Consider the following 22689-nt stretch of genomic DNA (forward strand, 5'->3'; position numbering starts at 1 on the left):
CGAAGATACCGACTTCGTGTTGAGTGAGGGCGATCAGCAACTTATTCAGCACTCCTATCCCCACCAAGTGTGGAGGCGGGCCGGTGAGAGGGACGAGCAGGCCAGCATCTGGATCCATATGTTGATTACAGTTAACTACGCTATAAATGCCTCGGCCCGGACGCAGCAGTTATTATTCCACCGTATTTTTCACCGTAATGCGGGAAGAGGTGCTGTTAATAACATTTTGTCCCAGCGCCGAAACAGTGGAATTCGCTTGCTTCGTTAGATTAAGTTCCTCTATAAATCCACTATCCTGTCTCACTCTGGCCTCGCCTTCGTATCTGGTATCGCCATTGCTGGTAGCCGTTACGCTTCCGTTCCGATTGGTTTGCGGCGTGGAGCCAGCCCCAACCTGCCGGTGGTTTATTATCTGCACTGTGAGTGTCTCTCCCTGTTTGCTCAGCACTTTGTAGGTAGTGAGCCAGATAGTTGAGCCTACCTCCACGCTATCCTTCCACGTACTACCCGGGCTTGCGCTCTTAGCAGGTAAGCGAAGGAAAAAACCCTGGAAGGCTGGTACCGAAACCAGATTAGGAATATTCTGACTCCATAAGTTATCAAACTTGGGATCTGTATCCTTTTGGCTCACGGCCCCGGTTGCCGGTTGATAAACTGCCTTAAACGTTTTGCGCACGTACGGATCGTACCGTTGGCCGAGCGCGGCGGCCACTTGATCCTGCTCAAACGTGTTATCGGAGTCGTACACACTCTTTCCCAGCACGGAAACAACGGTCATCTGCACTTGCTGCACAATTCGCTCCAGTGACAATTCCCCACCACTGCCCGTTTTCTTGACCTGCAACCGGCGGGAAATCAACTGGTCACTGGGTCCGGCCACCGAGATGCCACTGCCGGCCGGGGCCGCCCCGCCGCTTTCCAACTTGGCTAGCTTGATCGTACTGACAACTTTTTTGCCCGCCAGGTAAGCTGGGTCAAACCCTTGGGGTGGTACTGGCAAGGGAACGGCAGGCGTTGTGGCCCGGGCTGCAACCAGACCAACGCACAACAGCATGCAGGTCCATAAAGTATGCTTCGTTTTCATAGCGATGAGATGAGGAACAAGGAAGGAATCCAGAACAAGTTCAGTTGACAATTAGGGGGAATCAGATGGCAGAAACAAGCTTATTAAATATATTTATAAAATATACACTTAGTATTTCTTTCTATGATTTTCCGCTCTATCATTGCCCAGACTCACCGTCTAAAATCCACATTTTCAACCACTCAAAACAAACTTCAAATATTATGAAAAGCTATTCTTATCCCTTGCCGTATTGTTCGCCGCCTCTTCGGCCACCTTCGCCGCCCCAGTAGCAACTGTAGCACCGGCCAGCACAGTTGCAACGGCTCCTACCAAGAAAACCATCACCGTGGCTTCCCAGCAGGAAGCAGATGCTCTCATCAGCACCCTGACGGCCAACCAGTCAAATTACTCTATTAAAACTGTCATCGTCATCATCTTTGATGATGGTACGGTTGTCATCATTATCATCCAGAACTAAGCCTTGGTGGTATTCTGCGTTTGGTGAGTCTGTTTGCTAACTAGAACCCTAATCGCTTTTCCAAATAGTCTCTACCACTGAGAGGCCGGGAGGAGGTTAGGGTACTTTTAGCTTTTTTCGTTGACCAAAGAACAACGTCAAGGAGATGCTAATTTGCCCAGCGGCCGGTTGTTATACCAGATATAATGGCAGGGAGCCGACGAGTATGCCGGAGAATAGCCATTATGCTCAAAACCCTACTTAGCTCACTATTACTATTGCTGATACTGACTTCCGCCCACGGCCAGCAGAAACAGCAGTTACGGCTGTGCCTGCATTTTGCAGCGGCCGACATAGGGAATATGCCACCCACGAGAAGGGTAACCATAAATTCTGAGTTGCAATTCGTAGCCGTTGGCGACACGTGCCTCTCGGTTGGGTACCGCCCCGGTCTCCCAACCACGCTCCTGATAGAGGCTGAAGGCTACGCTATGCGCCGGCTGATGGTACTAGCTGACACGCTGCTGAACCGGCCGCTCCACCTCACGCTGGAGCCGCGCGTGGTGATGCTGGACGAGGTGAAAATTGCCTCCGACCGGGCCGTCCGGCACCGGGGCGACACGCTAATTATCAGCGTAGATAGTGTGAAGACCCAGCCCCATGCCAGCGCTACGGACTTGCTCAACAACGTGCCGGGCGCATCAGTTGATGCCAACGGCCAGGTCCGGATCATGGGCAAAACCGTGGATCAGGTGACAGTTGATGGCAAAACGCTGTACGGCGGGAATGCTAAGGCGACCCTGGAGGCTCTCAACGCAGATATGATTAAGGACCTGGAAGTAATGGCCGCGACCGGGGCAGAGGGGGACCAGAAATCGGCTCTGAATATTCGGTTGAAGGAGGACCGCAAGGCGGGTAGCTACGGCAAAGTGGAGGGGCTGGCTGGTACATCCGGCACCTACCTGGCCACCGGCCGGGTGAGCCGACTGCGCCCGGGGAGCTTTCTGAGCGCCTTCGTTACCACTAACAACGTGTACGAGCAGGCCCTCACGAGCGAGGAGCGCAACAACCTCGTGCGGGATGTAGTGTTCAAAGGCATGCAGGGCGTGTATTCCGTCACTGAATCGGCCCTGCCCCGGCCCACCGCCGTACAGGCCGACCGAACAGTCCAAAACCTGGTGGAGCCGCCCCTCAATGTGGGCGACGTTGTTTCCACGAACGGGGGGCTTAATTTCAACCGGAGTGGGAAAGCCAGCGAAATATTCGGTTACGTTCTATTTGACCGAACCCGGCAGGAGGCCAACCGTTCCCTGCTGACCACCCGCTTCCTGCCCCCCCTGGAGCAGACGGAGGTGGGCCGTCTCACCGATGCCCGCCAGCGCAGTAAGCTAACGGCTTACTTTAACGCGAAATGGACGCTTACCCCTCGTCTGACACTGGCCGTGGCCAGCACCAATTACCTGTATCATGCCCAAACCATGTTGCGGGCTGATTTTGCTACCCGACTTGAAAGGGCCGATACCCTACTGACCACCACGGCACTGCGCCGGCTCAATGATCAGACCGAGCAGCAGCTTTACACCACCCAGCAGGCGGTGGGCGTGTACCGGCACAAGCGCCCGGCCCACGTCAGTTCCTTGTATGCCCGCTATGGCTACGGCACCAGAAACCTGGATCAGCGCTACGCTAATCACCTGGTTCGGGGAAGTCAGCAGGCCGAATTTCGCAACCGGATTGACCGGAGGGCTCCTGAGCAGCGCCTGGAGCTGCAAGCCCTGCACGCGCTGCCCATCAGCCGACGGGTGCTAGCGGAGGCCAAAGGCAGCTGGCTGCGCGAAGCCTCGCCTGTTGATCAGCAGGGATATCGTTACGACGACCTGGGCCAAGAAATCCGTGAGCCGGGGCTGAGTTTGCCCCATTTTTGGGTGGAAAATACGCAGCAGACTGCCCAAACGGCTCTTTACTATAAGACTCCCCGATTCAGTGCCCTAGGAAGCCTCGCACTCTGGCACTGGCACACGCACCGAGAGCTGGATGCCAACCGGCAGTTTAGTCTGAGTCGTACCGCCTGGCTACCCGGGTTGTTTGTGGAATACCGTCCCGATGCCGTAACAAAGCTATCCTTCCGCTACGGTCAGACCCAGGCCCTACCCACTACCGACCAGCTTTTTCCCCTCCCCGATAGCACTTACCTTCAAACTATACATGTGGGCAATCCGCTACTGACCAGCACATTTCGCCACAGCTCAGAACTAAGCCTGAGTACGGATTACCACAGCAACCGCCTCACGCTCACGGGCCGCTATGGCCTCGACGACCAGCCCGTACTGACGAGTACCCAGGTAAATTCGCTGGGCTTCCTTACCCAGTCCTACCAGCAGTACCGCTCGACAAGTACGATGGGAGTCACTCTGCTCTGGTACCAGTATCATCAGCTCAAGCCTTACAGTCTGTATGGCCTTGCAACGGCTCAGTGGCTAGACGGATACCTCATCACGCAGGCTACTGTCATTCCACTCCGAACGATGGTAACGGTACTGGCTTTGGGCACCAAATGGCGCGTAACGCCTACCCTGAGTGCTAAGCTGGATGTTCGCACTACCCTGACCCGCCAACGCACATCCGCCATTTCGGCTAACGTACTTAATGGGCGCAGCGAACCAACATTACGACTGGAGAAGAAATGGGCTGGCAATTTCTATCTGGAGGGTATATATGCCGGTTTCGTGAATCGATACGCCCGGGGCGGCGTCAACGTCAACTCCCTCCTCGACCTGACGGCCAGCAAGTATCTGGGCAGCCACGACCGGGTGAAAGTGGCCATTACTGTCCGTAACGCTCTAAACGTAAAAAACTTATACACCAATTCCTTTTCCAACTATGTACAGCGGGAGGAGTCTGTTACGCGCCTGCCCCGGTTCCTGATGCTGGGTATCAGTGTGTTCCCCGAAAAGTGGCAGTAACAGCGTTTTACCCCTTCCAATACGCCTCAGCAGAAAATAGCTACCGTGGGCCAGTACCAGACCTATCCGTAAAAAATAGCCGGTAAAGGACCGTACGACTTGGGTGAAGAGGTTAGTTGCTCTGGGAAACGAAAGCCTTTATCTCTTCAGCATCAGCTAAGGTATACTCCGCTACGAAGCGGTCTTGCTGCTTAACGCGGCGGGCCTGTAGATGAAACCCAAAAAGGCCCATAATCTTCTGCACTAACTTGGGAATAGGGCGGGGTACCCGGCCGTTTTTCACGTTCACAATCATGGAGTAGTTGAGCTGCTGGCGCTCGGTCCAGGGCTTTAGCTCGCCATGCATGAAGGAATTCAACTCGTTTTGAACGTACTGAAGGCACTCCTCATAGGAAAGTACCAAAGACATGGTGGAGGCCGCCTGCGAAGGCACTCGTGAGTTCGGCATGAAAAAGGCAAAAGGTAGGTGTGGACACGCAAATGGAAGTCTGGAAGGACTTGTAGGACAGCGGAGCGGTGGGTGAGTAGTATCTTTAGTACTACCCGAACTAGGGTAGAGAAAACACGGCTTTAGCCGTTAATCGACAGTTTTTCAGCTACGTGAAGCGCCTGTTCAGTCGCACTTCTCTCAAAAAACGCAACCGGGACAATTTACACAAAACAGGCAGTATCCGAAAGAGGTCGTAGCGGGCACTGCGTGGGGCCCGGGCTAGCTACGTTCTTTTAAACTCTTATGGCTCCTGAACTTAGCCCAGAGCATACAGCACAAACCTATAAACCTGCGCGCTGAGTTTCCGGATTACTCCTACGCCCCGCCCCGTTGCAGGCTCAGGCGCAGCTCCAGCACCCGGCTGTCCTCGTTGCTCCAGATGAAGTTGCGCACATCTTCTATCCGGAACACCACCAAGCCATCGGAGTGGCCGTATTCGGTGTAGCACTCCATGAGCACCTGCTCCGGGGTGAGCCGGCGCACGTAGCCGTAGTAATCCATGCCCAGGTGGGTATATACGTTCACGAGCTGGCCCTGCTCGTGGGCCCGCGCCAGCAGCAGCGGCACCGTGATGTACTCCTGCTCCAGAAACGCGGGCGACTTTATCCCGGCGTACACCTTGTCGAGGTTATCGGCCTTGAATTCCACGTGGCGGATGTACTGGTCGTCGTAATCGACCTGGAACACGTCCGTCATGTTGAACGACTGAATGGCCGTCGACATGCCGTCGCGGTTGATGATGCGCAGCACCACCACTTCATCGGAGAAGCTCAGCACGTAGCCCACCGAGAACCGGCTGGGGTCGCTCTGGCTGGTGCGCACACCCAGCAGCCGCTTTTCCTGGCGCGCCCGCTCGAATACTTCCTGAAATAATCCGGACATAGTTTGGGTAGTGAGTAGTGAGTAGTGAGTAGTGAGTAGTGAGTAGTGAGTAGTGAGTAAAAATACGAACGTCATTCCGAGCGGAGCCGAGGAATCTCGCGTGCTGAGGTTGCCATCGTACCCAACATCAGCACGCGAGATTCCTCGGCTCCGCTCGGAATGACGTTCGTATTTCAGCTACTGCACGGCCGTCTCTATCGCGACGTAGACCAATAGGCGTTCGGAATGACGGTGCTTTTCAGCTACCTATCGGCCAGCTTGGCCAGCACGTCCTTGGTGGTGCGCACGTGGTCGGTGGCGCGGCTCATGGAGTTGAACACGTACTGAATCACGCCCTGCTTGTCAATCACGAACGTGACGCGGCCGGGCAGCAGGCCCAGCAGGGCGCGGGGCACCTCGTAGAGCTTGCGGACCTGGCCGCCGGCGTCGGCCAGCAGCGGGAAAGGCAGGCGGTGCTTCTGGGTGAATTTCTGGTGGGACGCCTCGGAGTCGGAGCTCACGCCCACGACCTCGGCCCCGAGGTCCTGGAAATCCTGGTACTGGTCGCGGAAAGAGCAGGCTTCGGCCGTGCAGCCGGGCGTGTCGTCCTTGGGGTAGAAATAGAGCACCACGTTGCGCTGGCCGCGCAAATCGCTCAGCCGGAAGGCCTCGCCGGAGGTGGTGTTGAGGGTGAAATCGGGGGCCTGGTCACCAATCTGGAGCATAGCAAAACGGCACGGAGCCGGCGTAGGAGCGCGGCGGGCCGCGCAGGGTTGGGCCCAAGAGCGGACCGGCGCAAAAGTAGCCCAAAACCGGCAACGGGCCCACTCTGCCCCACCGGGATACTTTTGTGAGGACTCAAGCCGGCGCAACTGTGCATCTTTGCACCTCTTTTGTGTAGCCAAGACGCCGGGGCACGTGGCCCCGGTTTCTGCCCGGCTTCTCCCCCGCCCCGCCCGCATGGTCATCGACGTCATCATTCCTGCTTTCAACGAGGAGCAGTCCATTGCCAAAGTGCTGGCCGAAATTCCGGCGGGCCTGGTGCGGGAAATCATCGTGGTGGATAACAATTCCCGGGACCAGACCGGCCCGGTGGCCCAGGCGGCCGGGGCTACGGTGCTGCGCGAGCCCCGCCCCGGCTACGGCCACGCCTGCCTGGCCGGCATGGCCCACTGCCTGGCCCGCCCCCGGCCCGAGCAGGCCGATATTATCGTGTTTCTCGACGGCGACTACTCCGACTACCCCGCCGATATGACGGCCCTGGTGCAGCCCCTGCTACGCCAGGAGGCAGATCTGGTTATCGGGTCCCGGGCCCTGGGCGAGCGGGAAGCCGGCTCCATGCTGCCCCAGCAGATTTTCGGCAACTGGCTGGCCACCACCCTGCTCCACCGCTTCTACGGCACCCGCTTCACCGATCTGGGGCCGTTCCGGGCAATCCGGCGGGAGGCCCTGCAACGTATCGGAATGCAGGATACCACCTACGGCTGGACGGTGGAAATGCAGCTCAAGGCCGCCAAGCTCGGGCTGCGCTCCGTGGAAGTGCCCGTCCGCTACCGCCGCCGTATTGGCGTGAGCAAGGTATCGGGCACCGTGAAAGGCACCCTGGGCGCCGGCTACAAGATCCTCTGGACGATTTTTCGGTATTTGTGAGTGGGGGCTTGGGGTCTTAGGGGCTTGGGGGCCTGGATGACGTGTTGGATAGTGCATTCTCGTCTCCCCACAAATTCCCGGGTTCGCCCCCAGGTTTTCCCGCCCCAGCCCATCCGAACGTCATCTAAGACCCTAAGACCCCAAGACCCTAAGCCTCCAGCAACTGCCTTCCCGCCAGCCAACCCGCCCGAACAGCCCCCAAGTCCCCAAGACCCTAAGCCCCCAAGACCCCAGTAAATGCTCGTTTTGCAAGTTCTGTTGATGGCAGTTTACGGCCTGTGTCTGCTGCTGCTGCTGGGCTTTAGCCTCACGCAGTGGCAGCTCACGCGGCTGGCCCGACGAGCCTACGCTGCCCCCGCCCGGCCCGAACCGCCGGCCCCGGCCACCTGGCCCCGCCTGACGGTGCAGCTGCCCATCTACAACGAGCAGAACGTGGTGGAGCGGCTCATCGACACTTGCGCCGCCCTCGACTATCCGGCGGACCGCCTCCACGTGCAGGTACTGGACGATTCCACCGACGAAACCGTAGCCCTGGCCGCGGCCCGGGTGGCCCACCACTGCGCCCGGGGCGTGCGCGTGAGCCACGTGCGCCGGCCCGAGCGCACCGGCTTCAAGGCCGGGGCCCTGGCCTACGGCCTGCAGCATACCGATGGGGAGCTGATTGCCATTTTCGACGCCGACTTCCTGCCCCAGCCCGATTTCCTGCGCCGGGTGGTACCCCACTTCTTCCTCGACGCCCCCGACAACGCCCGCACCGGCGTGGTGCAAACCCGCTGGGGCCACCTCAACGAGGACTATTCCCTGCTTACCGAGTTGCAGGCCTTCGGGCTGAACGCCCACTTTTTCGTAGAGCAGGTGGGCCGGCAGACGGGCGGGCACTTTATCAACTTTAACGGTACGGGCGGCATCTGGCGGCGCGCCTGCATTGAGGACGCCGGCGGCTGGCACGCCGATACGCTCACCGAAGACCTCGACCTGAGCTACCGGGCCCAGCTACGGGGCTGGCAGTTCCGCTACCTGCCCCGGGTAGCCGCCCCCGCCGAGCTGCCCAGTACGATGGACGCCCTCAAGTCGCAGCAGTTCCGCTGGACCAAGGGCGCCGCCGAAACCGCCCGCAAGCATCTGCTGGACGTGTGGCGCTCGGGCCAGCCCCTGGGCACGCGCCTGCATGCCACGTTTCATTTGCTCAACAGCGCCGTATTCGTAGCCATTCTGCTGATGGCCGTGCTAAGCGTACCGCTCGTGTTCGTGCGGGCGTTGGGGGCCGAGCAGCTGCGCCCGGTGTTCCACATGGCGGCCCTGTTTCTGCTGACCCTGGTGCCGCTCACGGTGTACTTCCGCACGGCCTGGCAGCAGGCCGCCCGGCACCGGGCCGCCCCGGCCGGTTTTGTGGGGCAGCTGCTGCTGTTTCTGGCATTTTCGATGGGCCTGAGTCTGCACAACGCCCGGGCCGTGGTGCTGGGCCTGGCCGGGCAGCGCAGCGCCTTTATCCGCACGCCCAAGCTGGGCCTGCTGGCCGGAACCGCCAGCTGGCAGGGTCGGCGCTACCGCACCAGTCCGCTGCTCAGCGGCCTCACCTGGCTCGAAGGCTTGCTGGCCGCCTACTTTCTGTTCGGCATCGGGGCCGGCCTCTACCTGCGCGAGTTCGGCCTGCTACCCACCCACCTGCTGCTGGCCACCGGCTACGGCCTGGTGTTCTACTACTCCCTGAAGCACGCGCGGTAGGGGGCTGTGCAGCCTGTTGTGGAGCCCCGGAACGGCTTTCGGCTGGCAGAACGATTTGCCCCGGAACGACAGGGCCGCTTAGCGGTGCCCGGAACGTTGTGCTGTTTTTCTTTTTTTTTCAGAAAAAACCGCACAAAAAAACACTGACTACCTGTGCGGTTTTTCTGAAAAATCAGAAGAAACCGCACAACTCCCGCCGCTTATGAAACCACTCCACGTCGCTGCCCTGCTGTTGAGTGCTGCCGCCTACGGGTTGCTGGCCTACGCCACGCCGCGCCCGGCCTTCGGGCAGCTGGCGGGGCTGCTGGCGCTGGCGTTCGGGCTGTACGTGTTATTGCTCAAAACGGGCATATCCCTGAAACAAGGGCTGTTGGCGGCCCTGCTGCTGCGCCTGCTCTGGCTGCCCGCCCTGCCCGCCCTCTCCGACGACTACCACCGCTTCCGCTGGGACGGCCTGCTGCTGAACACGGGCCTCAACCCCTACCGCTACCGCCCCGACGAGCTGGCCGGCACCCCAACGCCCCCCCCACCATCCCAAAACCAACCACCAACCACCAAAAACCCACTACCACCCACCCTTTACTCCCGCCTCAACTCGCCCCACTACTATTCCGTGTATCCGCCCGTGGACCAGGCCGTGTTTGGGTTGGCGGCGGGGCTGTTTCCGGGCTCGGAACAGGGGTTTGTGCTGGCGCTGCGGCTGGTGCTGCTGCTGGGCGAAGTGGCCACGGCCGGGCTGCTGGTGGCGCTGCTGCGGCAGTTCGGGATGGCGCCGGAACGGGCGTTGTGGTACCTGCTCAACCCGCTGGTTATGGTGGAGCTGACCGGCAACCTGCATTTCGAGGGGCTGGTGGGCTGTTTGCTGCTGCTCATGCTCTGGCTGCTGGCCCGGGGCCGGGCGGCGGGAGCCGGGGCCGCGCTGGCCCTGGCCGTGGCTACCAAGCTGCTGCCCCTGCTGGTACTGCCGCTGCTGCTGCGCCGCTTGCCCTGGCGGGCCCTGCTGATTTTCGGGGCGGCCCTGGGCGCGGGGCTGGCGGCCCTGTTTCTGCCCTTCCTGAGTCTGGAGCTGGTTGCAAATATCGGGCGCAGCCTCAACCTCTACTTCCGCAATTTTGAGTTCAACGCCAGCTTTTACTACCTGGCCCGGGCCGCCGGCAGCTACCTCACGGGCTACAACCAGATTGCCCTGGTGGGTCCGGCGCTGGCGGCCCTCACGGCTGTCGGCGGCCTGGCGCTGGCCTTCACGGAGCGCCGCCCCACCTGGGCCTCTCTGCCCCGCGCCCTGCTACTGCTCCTGACGCTGTATTTTCTGCTGGCTACCACCGTGCACCCCTGGTACCTGGCCCCGCTGGTGCTGCTGAGCACCTTCACCCGGGCCCGCTACGCGCTGGTCTGGTCGGGCTTGGCCGTGCTTTCCTACGCAGCCTACCGCACCACGGCCTACACTGAAGACCTCCGGCTGATTGTGCTGGAATATGTGGTCGTGCTGGTCGTGTTGGCGCTGGACCTCCGCCGTAGCTTAGCTGTTAGCTGTTAGCTGTTAGCTGTTAGCTGTTAGCTGTTAGCTGTTAGCTGTTAGCTGAAAAAACGAAAAGCCATCAGCCAATAGCTGTCATAACTATTTCCCGGGCCAGTAGGCGAAGCGGCGCACCTGCTTGAGCCAGAGGTTGCGGCCGTCCCAGGTGGTTTGGCGCAGCAGCACGTTGGGGTAAGCCTTGGCGAACCAGTACACGTTTTCCTTTTGCTCCGCCAGCCGCACCCGCACCTGCCAGGCCGGCTCGGGAGCGTCGGCGGGCGGTGCTTCCACTACCGATACCTGGGCGCTGTAGAGCTCCGGCGCGGCGGCCCGGCTGGTTTGCTGCAGGCCGTAGATGCGGGCCTGAAAGTCGGGCTTCGTCTCGAACCGCAGGGCCCGCAGCGTGTAGGGCAGCGCGTCCTCGAACAGCACGTCGCGGGGCAGGGCGCGCCGGCCCACGCCCTCCCCGTCCCAGTAAGAGTTGTAGGTCTGCTGGTACTGGAGGCCATCGTCGGTGATGGCCTTGAACGTGTTGCCGCACCACTCCTGCGACGACGTGGTGAGCTTGAGCAGCTGCACGGGCTGGTCGCGGCGGAAAAACACCGACGTGAGGAAGTGATACGGATAGTTCTCGGTGGGAATGCTACAGAACTGGTTCACTTTCATCACCGGAAACAGGTCCTTGCGCTGGTAGTCGTCGGTCTTGGTGTTGAACTGCTGGTTGAACTCCTCCTTCACCGTGATGAGCGTGTACTCAAAGCGACGCACTTCCCCGTACACCACCCGCTCGGCATCGTACGTCGCTACTTCGGCCAGCCCGTCTTCCCACACCTTATCCATGGCCCAGTCCTGGTGGAAGACGCCCCCGCGGTGGGTCAGCGGGTTGTCGGAAGGCGAGGGCGCGCTGGCCGTCGGGGCTTTCGGCTGGCCATCGGAAGAACAGGCAACCAGACCGGCCGACAGCAGCAAAACCGTTGCAAACGGGACTACACGGAACATAGGAGAGGGGAACAGAAGCACAGAAAGCGCTAAAGTACGCGCAAATCGGGGCTTGCGTTAAGTCCGGCGCTTTGCTGCCAGGCCCGCAGGTCGGCGGCCGTATCCACGTCCTGCAGTTCGGGCAGCAGGTACACGCGCAGGCCCAGGCGGGCGGCGTCGGCCAGGGTTTCGGCGCGCACGGTGGCCGTGCTCCAGGGTTTGTTCTCGAACAGGGCCGGGTGCAGGCGGCGCATGCCCAGCAGGTAGTAGCCTCCATCGGCCGCCGGCCCCAGCACCACGTCATGAGTGCGCAGGGCGGCGTAGGCCTCAGCGAGGTGGGCCGTGGTCAGGCCCGGGCAATCAGTGCCGATGATAACGGCGGCCTGGGCCGGGCGGGCAAAATCGTGGGTAAACGCGGCCTGCATCTTCGCGCCCAGGTCGCCGGCCGGTTGGGGCAGCTGCTCGAAGCCCGTCCACTCCCCGGCCGTTTCGGGCCCCGCCCCCACCAGCCACACCGTTTTGTGCACCTTCAGCGGCGCCACCACCGCCCGGGTGTGGGCCAGCAGCCGCCGGTACACCTCCAGGGCAGCGGCCGGCCCAATGCCGGCCGCCAGCCGGGTCTTCACGCGGCCCAGCTCCGGGTGGCGGGCAAAAATGATCAGCGTTTCCAGAGGGTGAGGTGGTGAAATAGTGAGATAGTGAAATGGTGAGGTGGTGAGTTTGATGTTCGGGTGGTCCTGATGGCACAACTGGCGCAGGTAGGGGTTTAGAACATCAAACTCACCACCTCACCATTTCACCAACTCACTTGTACACCGGGTTGCCGGTTTTCAGCCAGGGGCGCCAGAGCAGAGAATAGGGGTGGACGTTAGTGGTCGGACCCTGGGCATCCACGACTTGCTGGCCGTCGTTCATCCACTGAAAAATGCCGCCGTAGAGGTTGCGCACGTCCCGGAAACCCTGCTGGCGCAGCCAGGCGCCCACCTGCTCGCTGCGCGCGCCCACCGTGCAGTACACCACCACCGGCCGGGTGCGCGAAATGCCGCTCAGGTCGAATTGCTGGTACTGGTCGTAGTGCACGAAGCGGGCCCCGCGCAGGTGGCTCACCTGGTATTCCTCGGGCGTGCGGGTATCGAGCAGCAGCACGCTCCGGGGGCTTTTTTGCAGGGTGGCCGCCAGCTCGGCGGGCTGCACCACGGGCACAGTGTGCTTGTAGAGCAGGCTCAGCATCCGGTCGTAAGCCGTCATATCAGTTGCTGGCGTAGGGGTTTTGGCACGCTCCGGCTGCTGGCCGCAGGCCGTCAGGGAGGCCGTCAGCAGGGCCACCACGGCCAGCGTACGGACCCGGAGCCAAGAGGATGTCAGCCAGGAAGGAGCCATGAGCAGGAATGAGGTTAGGTGGTAGCGCCGCCGCAGCTGGAGCCCGCCCCGGCCGTGCAGCCGTAGCAGTGCTGGTTCACCACGATGGCGCGGTTCTGGAGCAGGGCTTCGTCGAAGTCGCGGATGTGCTTGGGGGCGGTGCCGGCCACCAGCAAATCGAGCTGCTGGTTGAAGTCGCAGTCGTAGAGCTGGCCGTCCCAGCCGATGCTGAGCGTGGTGCGGCACATCACGTTTTCGGCGGCTACGGGGTTGTAAGCGGCTACCAGCTTCTCCATGTAGCTTTCGTAGTTGCCGCTTTCCAGCAGGTAGTCCAGGAAGCGGCTCACAGGGAGGTTGGTAATGGTGAGCAGGTTGTTGAACACGATGCCGTGTTCCCGGCCCAGGCGCTGCTTGAACTCCCGCTCCAGGCTCTGCTGGGAACCCGGCATGAAGGCCCCCGAGGGGTTGTACACCAGATCCAGCGAGAGGCCCGAGCCTTCCTGCCCGTAGCCCACGGCGTTGAGCATTTTCAGGGCCCGGATCGACTTCTCGAACACCCCGTCGCCGCGCTGGGCATCGGTGCGGCCGGCCGAAAAGTGGGGCAACGACGACACCACCTGCACGTGGTGGCGGGCGAAGAACTCCGGCAGGTCGTGGTACTTCTTGTTGGCCACGATGATGGTGAGGTTGCAGCGCACGATGGTGCGGCGGCCCAGGGCCGAAATCTGCTCCACCAGCCACCGGAAATCGGGGTTCATTTCGGGCGCGCCGCCCGTCAGGTCCACCAGCTCAATGTCGGTCTGGGCCAGCGCATCCAGGCAGAGCTGCATGGTTTCGCGGGTCATGATTTCGGTGCGGTCGGGGCCGGCATCCACGTGGCAGTGCTTGCAGACCTGGTTGCACATGCGGCCCACATTGATCTGCATGATCTGGAGCCGGGTGGGCCGCAGGGGAAACAGGCCCGTTTCGCGCAGCTTCCCGGCAAAAGCCGGCAGCCGGGCTCCGGCGGCCTCCGCTTCCGAGAGCACCGTAAGCTGGTAACCGGTATCGGCCAAGGGGGCTTGGCGGGCCTGAAGGGATTTTATCATGAATGTGCGGAATGTGGGAAATGAGGAGAATGTGGGAAATGTAAAAAACAGCGCGGGAATTAAGGCCTAATGCAAAACCGCTGCCTCAGCTTTTCGCATTTAGCACATTTCTCACACTACCCACATTTTTTTTACATGCTCAGTTCCTTGGCTTTGTTCATCATCTGCACGCCGTGAACCAGGGCAGCCCCGCCCTTGATGGCGGCGGCCACGTGCACGGCTTCCATCATCTGGGCTTCGTCGGCGCCTTTCTGGAGCGAGTCGGTGGTGTAGGCATCAATGCAGTAGGGGCACTGCACGGCATGGGCCACGGCCAGGGCAATCAGGGCCTTTTCGCGCTCGGTCAGGGCGCCGTCCTTGAATACCTCGGCGTAGTAGGCGAAGAACTTATTGCCCATTTCGGGCTGCCACTGGCTGATATTACCGAATTTGGCCAGGTCAGCCGGATCATAGTACGTGCTCATGGAAAAGGGGAATATGGGTAAGACGCGTTGAGAAGGCCTAAGAAACGGGTTTTTGGGCAGTTTAGCACCGCACCCGGCGCACCCGGATGCGCACCTGCTCCCCGTTTTCACTGGTGGTGGGCTCCACCTCAATGGTATCGGCCTCGTCGTAATACTTGGCCACGCCCCGCACGATGCCCACGGCCAGCGCGCCCATGCGCCGCGCCGACACGTAGTCGATGAACAGCTCGTCGGGCGAAATGCGGGTCACGTTCAGCACGGGCGGCGTATTGCCGGCGTGCTCCTGGCGCACTTGCTTGTGCATACGCCCCTCCGTGTGTTCGAGCATATCCAGGGTGGTCCAGTCGGGCTGGAGCAGCTTCTGGTACATGTACATCAGGTCGGGCACCAGGTACTCGCCGAACTTTTCATGGAGCTCATCCGCCGAAAGGCCCGTCATGGTAGCCGCTTCCCCGATCAGCCGATACATGTGCTCGTCGGGGTACACGTTCTTATGGTCGAAATCGGCAGCGCTGAGGCCGGCGTTTTCCAGCAGCTGCACCCAGGTACTGTGGTCGTACTGGGTCTGGACGTAGCGCTTCAGCAGCGTGAAGATGGTGCCGTGCATGGAAGAACTAAAAGATGGAGGACTAGGAATTAAAAATTGGGTTCCGGTATTGCCGCCTTTTCTCTACGAAGAGGCCAGCAATATCAGAACCCAATTTTCAGCTTTTAGTCTTTTACTCTTCTGAATTGACTTATATGTTGCCGATGACCGTGAGCGTGCTCATGGTGGGCGATTCTACCCCGCCGATGTCCTCCACCGTCATGGCAAAGGCCTGGGCGCTGGCAATGTTTTTCATCTGCTGAATGCTGTCGCCGGAGGCCGTAGCATCAGCCAGCATGCCGGCATCCACGGGCTTCCCGTTATCGAGGGCCCAGAGCTGGTACTGCTTGCCTTCGGGCAGGGCGGGCAGGTTCCGGACGTCCACGTACACGGCTTTGGTGCGGGCGTTGTAGTACACGCGGGCCAGAGCTTCGGGCGCTTTCGGCGTGCCTTTCAGGTCCACGGGCTGGAAGGCTTCGTTGCGGAGCACGGCCAGCTGCTGGTCCCGCTCGTTGAGGGCCGCCTTCTGGGTAGCCGCGTAGCGCGACTGTTCGGTCTGGGCCACCTGCAGGTTGGCTTCGGTTTCCTTGAGGCGGTTGTAGAGCAGGTAGTTGCCCAGGCCGCTGAGCACCAGCAGCGCCACCGAGGCGGCAATCATCCAGCGGCGGCCGGACCCGGGCACCGGCATCTGCCGCACCACGGCCTCGGAGGCGGCGGTAGCGGCGGCAGCGGGCTCCGGGGCGGAGGAGGCCACCATGCGGGGCAGGGCTACCACCGGAGTTTCGGCAGGAGCTGCGGGGTTTGCCGGGGCCTGACCGGGGCGAATGGACTGCTCCCAGGCGGCCAGCACCCGCTCCCGCAGGGCGGCGGGCGGGGTTACGGCGTGGGCCTCGGCGTAGGCGTCGAGGCCGCTGACAATTTCTTTCAACTCCTGGTCCACGACCGGGTGTTCCCGTGCGATGCGCTCTACTTCGGCGCGCTCGACCTCGCCGAGTACGCCCAGAGCGTACTCTTCAAGGATGCCAGATTCGATGTATTCCTGAATGTCCACGATTACCGAATCAGTTTAGAGAGGACTTTGATTGCGGCCCGGGCACGGGTCTTGACGGTGCCCAGGGGGAGGTTTAGTTCTTCAGCCACTTCGCTTTGCGTAAATCCGCCGAAATAAAGCAGGTCCACGATTTGCCGCTGATCCGGATTCAGCTGGCGCGTCATTTCCTGCAAGCCAATGTGCTCGGGCCGGAACGAGGGTTCGGCGGCCTGGCGCAGCGCTGCACTTTCTTCGATGGGCTGCGTGCGACTAGATACGCGGTACTGTCGGGACCGGATTTTGTCGATGGCCAAATTCCGGCTCACATTCATCACCCACGTAAACAGGCGCCCTTTGCTGGCGTCGTAGGAGGGGAAGGAGTGCCAGATTTTGACCATGGCTTCCTGGAGCACGTCCTCGGCCGTTTCCTCTTTTTTGACGATGCGCAGAATCACCCCGTAGAGGGCCGCGGAGTATTTGTCGTAGAAGATGGTCATGGCCCCTTCGTCCCGGTCGCGCAGGCGCTGCACGAGCTGGATTTCGGTTTCGAGGGCAACTGACTCGGGGGTAGAAGCAGACACGGGCAGCAACTAAGAGAAGCAGGGCGGCGTAGCATAGCCGGTCCCGCGGATGAAACGAAAGTACACGATAAACCGTGAGTTCGGCGCGGGGTTGGCTAAAAATTACGCCCTGGCGCCCGGTTCGCTTCTGCTACGCCCCGACCGGGCGCGAAGTTTCAGGCCCACCCCGCTCCGCTCCGGGCCCGCGCCCGGCCCCGGCGGGCCGGCCCGCTTCGCCCAACTAAATTCGCCCAACTAAAGTCCACCGGGCCGGTTTAGCCGGCTTACCCGCGGAATTTTCTTCCATTTCCTTTCCACCCTCCTCTCTACCTCCCTGTTATGGCCATCGAATCCGTAAATCCCTACACCGGTCGCACCGAGCGCCGCTTCCGGGCCTTCAGCTGGAGCAAAACCGAGCGGATTCTGGGCCAGGCCCACCGCGCTTTCGCCGACTGGCGCACCACGTCGTTCGGGCACCGGGCCGGCCTGATGCGCCGGGCCGCGGAGCTGCTGCGCGAGCGGGCCGACGAGCTGGCCCGCCTCATGGCCGTGGAAATGGGCAAGCCCCTGGCCGACGGCCGCGCCGAAGCCCTCAAGTGCGCCCTCTGCTGCGACTACTACGCCGAGCACGCCGCCGAATTTCTGGCCGACGAAAAGGTCGAAACCGAGGCCCAGAGTAGCTTCATTGCCTACGAGCCCATTGGCGTAGTGCTGGCCGTAATGCCCTGGAACTTCCCCTTCTGGCAGGTAGTACGCTTCGCGGCCCCGGCCCTGATGGCCGGCAACGTGGGCCTGCTCAAACACGCCTCCAATGTGCCCCAGTGCGCCCTGGCCCTGGAAACCATCTTCCACGACGCGGGCTTTCCGCCCGCCACCTTCCGCACTTTGCTCGTCGGTTCCGATCTGGTGGAAAAGCTGATTGAAGACGACCGGGTGCGGGCCGTGACGCTCACCGGCTCCGAGCCCGCCGGGGCCGCCGTGGCCGCCACCGCCGGCCGCCAGATCAAGAAAACGGTGCTCGAACTGGGCGGCTCCGACGCCTTTATCGTGCTGGCCGACGCCGACCTGGCAGTGGCCGCCAAAACCGCCGCCCAGGCCCGCATGATTAACTCGGGCCAGAGCTGCATTGCCGCCAAGCGCTTCATTGTGGAGAAGCCCGTGCTGCGCGAGTTCATCGCCCAGCTCAAAACCCACCTGCTGGCCCTGCGCCCCGGCGACCCCCTCGACCCGGCCACCCAGTACGGTCCCCTGGCCCGCCCCGACCTGGCCGACGAGCTGACCGAGCAGGTGGCGGACTCCGTGAAGCAGGGCGCTAAAGTGGAGCTCTACGGCGGCCAGAGCCAGCCCGGCACCGCCCTGTTTCGCCCCGTGATTCTGAGCCACGTGAAGCCCGGCCAGCGCGCCTACTCCGAGGAGTTCTTCGGGCCCGTGGCCATCGTGCTCGAAGCCAGGGACGCCGACGACGCTGTGCGCCTGGCCAACGACTCCCGCTTCGGCCTGGGCGGCTCCGTCTGGACCCGGGACGTGAAGCGCGGCGAGGCCCTGGCCCGGCGCGTGGAAGCCGGGGCCGTGTTCGTGAACAGCCTCGTCAAGTCCTCGCCCCAGATGCCCTTCGGCGGCATCAAGAAATCCGGCTACGGCCGGGAGCTGTCCTACCTGGGCATCCGGGAGTTCGTCAACCAGAAGTCCGTCTGGATAGCCTAGCGGTGAAATGGTGAGGTGGTGAAATGGTGAGGTGGTGAAATGGTGAGGTGGTGAAATGGTGAGGTGGTGAAATGGTGAGGTGGTGAAATGGTGAGTTGACGTTCAGGAACCTTGGTTGCGCAAATGGCGCCATCAGGACCTTTCGAACGTCAACTCACCATCTCACCATTTCACCATCTCACCATTTCACCACCTCACCATTTCACCATCTCACCATTTCACCACCTCACCATTTCACCATCTCGCCATTTCACCATCTCACCATTTCACCATTTCACCTTTAGCAGTAGCCCAGCACTTTGTAGATGGCGTAGCCGGCCATTTCGTGCAGCAGGATGCCCCAGAGGCGCAGCGGCTCCTCGCTGGGCACCAGCCAGAAGGCGGGCGCAGCCGAACGGTCGGAGGAATAGAAACCGGCCGGGAACGGAACCGGGTGCAGCCCGACTTTGGCGAAGCAGCCCTCGGCCCGGCGCAGGTGAAACGCCGACGTAATGAGCACCGTGCTGCGGATATCGGGGTGGCGGGCCAGCAGTTCGTTGGTGAACCGGGCGTTTTCGCGGGTGTTGCGGCTGCGCTCTTCCAACAAAATCACCGAATCGGGGACGCCGGCCAGGCGCAGCAGGGTGTACAGTTCCCGGGCTTCGGAGCGTGCCCCCGGCAGCGGTTCCAAGGCCCCCGAGCCGCCCGAGACGATGATGCGGCGGATGCGGCCGGCCCGGTAAAGCCAGAGCGTGTGCAGGAGCCGGTCGGCGCTTTGCTGCACGTATACCCGGTCGTGGGGCGACTTACGGGTTTTGGTAATGCCGGTGAGCAGAATGCCCGCGTCGGCAGAGGCGGGCAGCTGGCTAAGCCGCACCGGAGGACGCTCCCAGGCCAGCAGGGCCTCGTTTACCAGGGCCGGGTTGGTGAGCAGCAGCAGCAGCCCCAGCGCCGCCCAGCGCAACCGCCGCCGCCAGTGCCGGGGGCGCACCAGCAGCCCCAGCGCCACCAGCCACACCACCGGCGACAACAGGAAATCCAGAATCTTGGAGAGGATAAAAAACATGGCCGCAAAACTACGCCCGGATTTCCTGACGCCGTTTTGCGGCCACATTACAGCCTTTAAGCCGCCGCCGGCCTGCTACCCGGCCACGCTGGCGCAGGTTTGCAGGTTACGCAGCATCTGCTCCACCCCTTCCTCGGTGCGCAGCGTGTCGCACTCGGTGAGGCGGCCCCGGCAGTAGGCCACGAAGAACGGGGCGACCTGGGTATCCATCATCTTGCGGGCCACCGGGTTCTCGTCCACGTCGAGGCGCAGGAAAAGCGTGTTCTGGTAGGCCGGATCCAGAGAGTACTGCTCGAAGGGCGGGGCCAGCAGGTCGCAGACCGGGCAGTTTTCCGACGTGAACTTGGCCAGCACCCGCGGGTAGTCGTGAATCAGGGTGCGCAGACCCTCATCGTTCGTGTCAATAACTTTCATGCGGCAAATGTACGGGGGAAGCACGCGCCAGGGCGGCGGAAAATCCAATGCCCCCCAGACAACCAAACGGCCCCGAAAAATTCCGCGGGGCGAAATAGTTCGGGGCCACAGGGCCGGTAGCCGCCGCCAGGGCGGAACTTAGCGGGCGGGGGCCGCGGCGGGCAGCATCATCTGGCCGATGTACTTGACCGGGGCGCTGCCGTAGCTCAGAAACTGCTCGTGGAAGGCTTTCAGGTCGAAGGCTTGGCCCTGCTGCTGCCGGAGCGCCTGACGCAGGTCGTAGATTTCGGTGTAGCCGGTGAAGTAGGAGCTGAGCTGCACCTGGCTCAGGGTGGCGCGCAGCCACTTGTTGCGGGCCTCGGCCTCCTGCTGGAACCCATCCTGGCGCAGCAGGCGCACGGCCTCGTCCTCGGTGAGGTTGCCGGCCTGCACCTGGTGGTCGAGGATGGCGTTCAGCGTCACGCGCATGTTCCACTTGTCCCACATGAGCCACATTTCATCGGTGTTGCCCCCGTAGCCGCTTTCCAGCATCATGCGCTCGGCGTACACGGCCCAGCCTTCAATCATGGCCCCGTTGCCGAGGATGGACTTAATGAGCGAGGGGCTGCGGTTGGCGTACACCAGCTGGGTGTAGTGGCCCGGAATGGCCTCGTGGATGTTCAGAATCTGGAGCGTGTAGGTGTTGTACTCGCGCAGGTAGCTTTCGGCCTGGGCCGCCGGCTGCCCGTCGAGGGGCTCCACGTTGTAGTAAGTGTCGGCCCCCTTGTCGTAGGGCCCGGGGGCCGATACGCTGGCTCCGGCCCCGCTGCCGCGCATGTAGAGCGGGGTTTCGCGCACCACCAGGGGCTTGGTGGGGTCCTGGGTCAGGAGCTGATGGTCATCCACCCAGCGCACGAGCGTGGGCATCTGCTCGCGCACGGCCCCCACGAACCCGGCCGGCGTGGCGTGCCGGGCCGACAGGGCCTCGATAACGGCGCTTACCACGGCCAGCGAGTCGGCGGGGCGGGGTTTGTTCGGGACGTACTTCGGGTAGAGCCGGGCGGCCCGCACTTTCATGTCGCGCAGCAGCTCCTGCTTGTGGGCCAGGGCCTTGCGGTACACCTCATCGGCGGAGTAGCGGCTCTGAATATCGAGGGCGAACTTGCGGTTAAACAACGCCGGCCCGATGCGGAAGGAGCGGAAGTTGCCGGCCGGCAGCACCTCCTGCTGCAGAAACCGGATGTAGCTTTCCATCGTCAGGCGGGTGGTGGCAATGCGCCCCTGGAGGTCCTGCTTCTCGGCCGCCGTCAGGCCCGATTTGGCCACTGAGTCCAGCAGGGCCGGCCCGAACACGGCCAGCCCGCCCTGGTTCTGGCGAATGGCCAGGTTGGTGTGCTCCCGGGTGGGACGCTCCAGATTCTGCTTGGCGGCCTCGTAGTAATCAGCCACCTGAATGAGCTTGTGGCTGATGGCGCGCAGGCGTCGGTCGAGGGGGTGGTAGCGGCCGTTCAGGATTTCGGCCACCGCCCCGCCCACGTTGTAATTGGCCGGGTTCCACTGCCAGTCGCGCAGGCTGTCGGCGTAGAAATCAGCCGAGGCCAGGTAGTTCTGCATGAGCCGGTAGTCGGTCTGGTTGTTCACCGAGAGGTCGGCCACCGGGTAGGTCTGCATTTCCTTGCGGCGGCGGGCCCGGGCCGCGGCTTCGGTCTGGCGGCGGCCCGCGGAGGGCACTACCAGCACCGAGTCGTAGCGGTGGTAGCCGGCCCCGCTGGCCCACTCGGGGTTGTAGTACCAGAGCGAGTCGATAAAGCGCTGCTTATAGGCGTCGAAGTCGGCATCGAGGGTTTCGGGCGTGCCGGACGTGGGCTTGGAGCCCGAATCACAGGCCGCGAGGGAGAGTAGACCGGCCACGCAGGCGGCGGCAGGAAGCAGGTAGCGGTGGAGCATAGGGGGAAATTAGGCGGGCAAGGTACTCAGCCAAGGACAAAGGCCCGCCCCCCGGGTTGCGTGCCCGCCCGGGGCGGCCGGGTGGCAGCCCGCGCGCCCCGTCGCGGCCCGTTACGGGCTGCCCGCCCCTACCCGGCCGCCGCCCCGGACCGGCGGGACAGAACACCGGCGGCGGGGGCTTGCGGATTTTCCGGCCTTTTTGCATCTTTCCTGACGCACTGCGCTCCGCCCGCCCCCTACCTATTGCTACGTGGTTTCCCTTTCACCTTTTAGCCCATTTTGTATGCCTAACCAGTTTTCGGCCGACATCCCGGCTGCCGCTATTCAGCAGGCCCAGCAGGCCATTGAGGCCCTGCGCACCGCCCTCGAGGCTTACCTGCACCCGCTCACGCCCGAGGAGCGCCGCACCATGCTCCGCATGGCCGATAAAACCGTGGCCTTCGTGCAGAAGACCGCCGAGTACGCCACCACCTCGCCCGCCTTCGTGCCCTCGTTCGTGAGCCTCGACGAGATGAAGCGCGACCTCACCGGCCTGGCCCAGCTTACGCCCCTCTATCAGCAGCTGGCCCAGCTCACCGAGCTGCTCGACTCCACCATGATGGTGGCCGGCTCCGAAGCCTATGGCAATGCCCTCACCATTTACAACAACATCAAGTTCATGGCCCACCACCGCCAGCCGGGCGCGCAAACCGCCTACGACGACCTCAAGCAGCGCTTCCCCGGCCGCTCGGCGCAGGCCGCCGCCGCGGCAAAAAGCTAGCTTACCGGGGTAAACCGGCCCGACCACTACCCGCTGCGGCCCGCCTA

Annotated in this window: 22 protein-coding genes; 7 read left to right on the forward strand and 15 right to left on the reverse strand. The window is 62.2% G+C overall.

The genetic code is table 11. The features are described from left to right. Nucleotides 1–172: 172 nt before the first annotated feature. The gene (locus tag KLP40_RS18415) at nucleotides 173–1084 is read right to left on the reverse strand and encodes a hypothetical protein (RefSeq protein WP_215595303.1); all 912 of its coding nucleotides are present in this window, start codon (nucleotides 1082–1084) and stop codon (nucleotides 173–175) included. A gap of 232 nt (nucleotides 1085–1316) precedes the next feature. On the opposite strand from KLP40_RS18415, the gene KLP40_RS18420 reads away from it, so the two are divergent. Both KLP40_RS18420 and KLP40_RS18425 read left to right on the forward strand, forming a co-directional pair. Next, nucleotides 1317–1544 (forward strand): hypothetical protein, encoded by a 228-nt coding sequence (locus KLP40_RS18420; protein ID WP_215595304.1) that lies wholly within the window; start codon nucleotides 1317–1319, stop codon nucleotides 1542–1544. A 482-nt stretch (nucleotides 1545–2026) separates the two neighbouring features. Next, a complete protein-coding gene (locus KLP40_RS18425) occupies nucleotides 2027–4486 on the forward strand; it encodes an outer membrane beta-barrel protein (RefSeq protein WP_215595305.1) in 2460 nt (819 codons plus the stop codon). A 112-nt stretch (nucleotides 4487–4598) separates the two neighbouring features. Here KLP40_RS18425 and KLP40_RS18430 read toward each other — a convergent pair whose 3' ends face one another. The 3 genes from KLP40_RS18430 to KLP40_RS18440 form a co-directional block, all read right to left on the reverse strand. Next, the gene (locus KLP40_RS18430) at nucleotides 4599–4934 is read right to left on the reverse strand and encodes a hypothetical protein (RefSeq protein ID WP_215595306.1); all 336 of its coding nucleotides are present in this window, start codon (nucleotides 4932–4934) and stop codon (nucleotides 4599–4601) included. A 357-nt stretch (nucleotides 4935–5291) separates the two neighbouring features. Then, nucleotides 5292–5858 carry a hypothetical protein gene (locus KLP40_RS18435; protein ID WP_215595307.1) on the reverse strand — a complete coding sequence of 189 codons (567 nt, stop codon included), beginning with the start codon at nucleotides 5856–5858 and terminating at the stop codon, nucleotides 5292–5294. A gap of 242 nt (nucleotides 5859–6100) precedes the next feature. Beyond that, nucleotides 6101–6562 (reverse strand): peroxiredoxin, encoded by a 462-nt coding sequence (locus KLP40_RS18440; RefSeq protein WP_215595308.1) that lies wholly within the window; start codon nucleotides 6560–6562, stop codon nucleotides 6101–6103. Between the two features lie 235 nt (nucleotides 6563–6797). Here KLP40_RS18440 and KLP40_RS18445 point away from each other — a divergent pair, with 235 nt between their 5' ends. The 3 genes from KLP40_RS18445 (at nucleotide 6798) to KLP40_RS18455 (ending at nucleotide 10749) form a co-directional block, all read left to right on the forward strand. Next, nucleotides 6798–7487 (forward strand): glycosyltransferase family 2 protein, encoded by a 690-nt coding sequence (locus tag KLP40_RS18445; protein ID WP_215595309.1) that lies wholly within the window; start codon nucleotides 6798–6800, stop codon nucleotides 7485–7487. Between the two features lie 237 nt (nucleotides 7488–7724). Beyond that, nucleotides 7725–9212, forward strand: coding sequence for a cellulose synthase family protein (locus KLP40_RS18450; protein WP_215595310.1), 1488 nt, complete (start codon nucleotides 7725–7727; stop codon nucleotides 9210–9212). A 202-nt stretch (nucleotides 9213–9414) separates the two neighbouring features. Then, nucleotides 9415–10749 (forward strand): glycosyltransferase 87 family protein, encoded by a 1335-nt coding sequence (locus tag KLP40_RS18455; RefSeq protein ID WP_215595311.1) that lies wholly within the window; start codon nucleotides 9415–9417, stop codon nucleotides 10747–10749. Nucleotides 10750–10830: 81 nt separating this feature from the next. On the opposite strand, the gene KLP40_RS18460 is transcribed toward KLP40_RS18455, so the two are convergent. The 8 genes from KLP40_RS18460 to KLP40_RS18495 form a co-directional block, all read right to left on the reverse strand. Next, the gene (locus KLP40_RS18460; RefSeq protein WP_215595312.1) at nucleotides 10831–11727 is read right to left on the reverse strand and encodes a hypothetical protein; all 897 of its coding nucleotides are present in this window, start codon (nucleotides 11725–11727) and stop codon (nucleotides 10831–10833) included. A 29-nt stretch (nucleotides 11728–11756) separates the two neighbouring features. Further along, nucleotides 11757–12455 (reverse strand): TIGR04282 family arsenosugar biosynthesis glycosyltransferase, encoded by a 699-nt coding sequence (locus tag KLP40_RS18465; protein WP_246559008.1) that lies wholly within the window; start codon nucleotides 12453–12455, stop codon nucleotides 11757–11759. Nucleotides 12456–12510: 55 nt separating this feature from the next. Beyond that, nucleotides 12511–13086 carry a rhodanese-like domain-containing protein gene (locus KLP40_RS18470; RefSeq protein WP_215595313.1) on the reverse strand — a complete coding sequence of 192 codons (576 nt, stop codon included), beginning with the start codon at nucleotides 13084–13086 and terminating at the stop codon, nucleotides 12511–12513. A gap of 14 nt (nucleotides 13087–13100) precedes the next feature. Continuing rightward, nucleotides 13101–14150, reverse strand: a complete 1050-nt coding sequence (arsS, locus tag KLP40_RS18475; RefSeq protein WP_215595330.1) for an arsenosugar biosynthesis radical SAM (seleno)protein ArsS — start codon at nucleotides 14148–14150, stop codon at nucleotides 13101–13103. Between the two features lie 134 nt (nucleotides 14151–14284). Further along, on the reverse strand, nucleotides 14285–14617 hold the full coding sequence (locus tag KLP40_RS18480) for an arsenosugar biosynthesis-associated peroxidase-like protein (protein WP_215595314.1): 333 nt from the start codon (nucleotides 14615–14617) through the stop codon (nucleotides 14285–14287). 61 nt (nucleotides 14618–14678) lie between these two features. Next, complete coding sequence (locus KLP40_RS18485; RefSeq protein ID WP_215595315.1) at nucleotides 14679–15224, reverse strand: heme NO-binding domain-containing protein; 546 nt, start codon at nucleotides 15222–15224, stop codon at nucleotides 14679–14681. A 130-nt stretch (nucleotides 15225–15354) separates the two neighbouring features. Continuing rightward, nucleotides 15355–16254, reverse strand: a complete 900-nt coding sequence (locus tag KLP40_RS18490; RefSeq protein WP_215595316.1) for an anti-sigma factor — start codon at nucleotides 16252–16254, stop codon at nucleotides 15355–15357. A gap of 2 nt (nucleotides 16255–16256) precedes the next feature. Next, nucleotides 16257–16814, reverse strand: a complete 558-nt coding sequence (locus KLP40_RS18495) for an RNA polymerase sigma factor (protein WP_317196795.1) — start codon at nucleotides 16812–16814, stop codon at nucleotides 16257–16259. 318 nt (nucleotides 16815–17132) lie between these two features. Between KLP40_RS18495 and KLP40_RS18500 the strand changes: the two genes are divergently transcribed. Beyond that, on the forward strand, nucleotides 17133–18497 hold the full coding sequence (locus KLP40_RS18500; RefSeq protein ID WP_215595318.1) for an NAD-dependent succinate-semialdehyde dehydrogenase: 1365 nt from the start codon (nucleotides 17133–17135) through the stop codon (nucleotides 18495–18497). A gap of 280 nt (nucleotides 18498–18777) precedes the next feature. On the opposite strand, the gene KLP40_RS18505 is transcribed toward KLP40_RS18500, so the two are convergent. The 3 genes from KLP40_RS18505 to KLP40_RS18515 form a co-directional block, all read right to left on the reverse strand. Next, a complete protein-coding gene (locus KLP40_RS18505) occupies nucleotides 18778–19542 on the reverse strand; it encodes a YdcF family protein (RefSeq protein WP_215595319.1) in 765 nt (254 codons plus the stop codon). 75 nt (nucleotides 19543–19617) lie between these two features. After that, entirely contained in the window at nucleotides 19618–19956 is a 339-nt protein-coding gene (locus tag KLP40_RS18510; RefSeq protein WP_215595320.1) for a thioredoxin family protein, read from the reverse strand. Nucleotides 19957–20094: 138 nt separating this feature from the next. Continuing rightward, nucleotides 20095–21882, reverse strand: a complete 1788-nt coding sequence (locus KLP40_RS18515) for a DUF885 domain-containing protein (RefSeq protein WP_215595321.1) — start codon at nucleotides 21880–21882, stop codon at nucleotides 20095–20097. 283 nt (nucleotides 21883–22165) lie between these two features. On the opposite strand from KLP40_RS18515, the gene KLP40_RS18520 reads away from it, so the two are divergent. Continuing rightward, nucleotides 22166–22642, forward strand: coding sequence for a hypothetical protein (locus KLP40_RS18520; RefSeq protein ID WP_215595322.1), 477 nt, complete (start codon nucleotides 22166–22168; stop codon nucleotides 22640–22642). Nucleotides 22643–22689: the final 47 nt, after the last annotated feature.

The organism is Hymenobacter piscis (assembly GCF_018760735.1).
Taxonomy (GTDB): domain Bacteria; phylum Bacteroidota; class Bacteroidia; order Cytophagales; family Hymenobacteraceae; genus Hymenobacter; species Hymenobacter piscis.

What these genes read in the sequence shown, in the direction of transcription:
- KLP40_RS18415 (WP_215595303.1), bottom strand. Translation starts at nt 1,084, where the DNA reads ATGAAAACGAAGCATACTTTATGGACCTGCATGCTGTTGTGCGTTGGT.
- KLP40_RS18425 (WP_215595305.1), top strand. Translation starts at nt 2,027, where the DNA reads ATGGTACTAGCTGACACGCTGCTGAACCGGCCGCTCCACCTCACGCTG.
- KLP40_RS18430 (WP_215595306.1), bottom strand. Translation starts at nt 4,934, where the DNA reads ATGCCGAACTCACGAGTGCCTTCGCAGGCGGCCTCCACCATGTCTTTG.
- KLP40_RS18435 (WP_215595307.1), bottom strand. Translation starts at nt 5,858, where the DNA reads ATGTCCGGATTATTTCAGGAAGTATTCGAGCGGGCGCGCCAGGAAAAG.
- KLP40_RS18440 (WP_215595308.1), bottom strand. Translation starts at nt 6,562, where the DNA reads ATGCTCCAGATTGGTGACCAGGCCCCCGATTTCACCCTCAACACCACC.
- KLP40_RS18445 (WP_215595309.1), top strand. Translation starts at nt 6,798, where the DNA reads ATGGTCATCGACGTCATCATTCCTGCTTTCAACGAGGAGCAGTCCATT.
- KLP40_RS18450 (WP_215595310.1), top strand. Translation starts at nt 7,725, where the DNA reads ATGCTCGTTTTGCAAGTTCTGTTGATGGCAGTTTACGGCCTGTGTCTG.
- KLP40_RS18455 (WP_215595311.1), top strand. Translation starts at nt 9,415, where the DNA reads ATGAAACCACTCCACGTCGCTGCCCTGCTGTTGAGTGCTGCCGCCTAC.
- KLP40_RS18460 (WP_215595312.1), bottom strand. Translation starts at nt 11,727, where the DNA reads ATGTTCCGTGTAGTCCCGTTTGCAACGGTTTTGCTGCTGTCGGCCGGT.
- KLP40_RS18470 (WP_215595313.1), bottom strand. Translation starts at nt 13,086, where the DNA reads ATGGCTCCTTCCTGGCTGACATCCTCTTGGCTCCGGGTCCGTACGCTG.
- KLP40_RS18480 (WP_215595314.1), bottom strand. Translation starts at nt 14,617, where the DNA reads ATGAGCACGTACTATGATCCGGCTGACCTGGCCAAATTCGGTAATATC.
- KLP40_RS18485 (WP_215595315.1), bottom strand. Translation starts at nt 15,224, where the DNA reads ATGCACGGCACCATCTTCACGCTGCTGAAGCGCTACGTCCAGACCCAG.
- KLP40_RS18500 (WP_215595318.1), top strand. Translation starts at nt 17,133, where the DNA reads ATGGCCATCGAATCCGTAAATCCCTACACCGGTCGCACCGAGCGCCGC.
- KLP40_RS18505 (WP_215595319.1), bottom strand. Translation starts at nt 19,542, where the DNA reads ATGTTTTTTATCCTCTCCAAGATTCTGGATTTCCTGTTGTCGCCGGTG.
- KLP40_RS18510 (WP_215595320.1), bottom strand. Translation starts at nt 19,956, where the DNA reads ATGAAAGTTATTGACACGAACGATGAGGGTCTGCGCACCCTGATTCAC.
- KLP40_RS18515 (WP_215595321.1), bottom strand. Translation starts at nt 21,882, where the DNA reads ATGCTCCACCGCTACCTGCTTCCTGCCGCCGCCTGCGTGGCCGGTCTA.
- KLP40_RS18520 (WP_215595322.1), top strand. Translation starts at nt 22,166, where the DNA reads ATGCCTAACCAGTTTTCGGCCGACATCCCGGCTGCCGCTATTCAGCAG.